The organism is Shewanella sp. SP1S1-7 (assembly GCF_031932105.1).
Lineage (GTDB): Bacteria > Pseudomonadota > Gammaproteobacteria > Enterobacterales > Shewanellaceae > Shewanella > Shewanella baltica.
Window position 1 is genome coordinate 1 of record NZ_JAUOEU010000077.1, and the last position, 557, is coordinate 557.

Genomic DNA, 557 nt, shown 5'->3' on the forward strand with positions numbered 1-557 from the left:
AAACATGAGTCTATTTACAATAAATTTCGATAGCTGTAGTGCTTCCATTTTAAAGCACATCTTAAATCCAGAAATAGAATATGTCTGGTTACAGCAGCACATGCCAAATTCGAGGTTAGAGTGGTGGAAGGCCGACTTTCCAATTTCACCATCAGAGTACATGAAAGATGTTGAAATAAGGTGCCCAATTGTAGATCTCCAAATGACAACGGAAAGGTTTCTAGCAAATATAAATATGTTCGAGCCTCATGGCCTTGAGCTAATACAACTAACAAAGAAGGTCCCTAACGGACTTTGGACCAAAAGTATTCAAGAACGTGCATTAAATGATGTGCTAGTGAAAAACGGCATGTTTCTACGCTTTTCTTTACCTCATGAATGTGAGGTAGCTCAATTGCAGTGTATTTCTGAAGAGTATCTAGAAAAGCTTATTGAGATCCCTGTAATTAGAGAGCTCGTACTTTGAACACTGCTAACAAGGCAAGGCAGTCTGACGGCTTTTTCGTTACTTGTTTTGCGGTTTGCGCTACGCTACCACAAAACAATCCACTACAAAG

General features: G+C 39.3%; 1 protein-coding gene. It reads left to right on the forward strand.

Annotated elements, in window-relative coordinates:
- The coding region (locus Q4Q49_RS22135; protein ID WP_312000461.1) for a hypothetical protein at nucleotides 1-466 on the forward strand (466 nt) is incomplete at its 5' end.
- Between the last annotated feature and the right edge of the window lie 91 nt (nucleotides 467-557).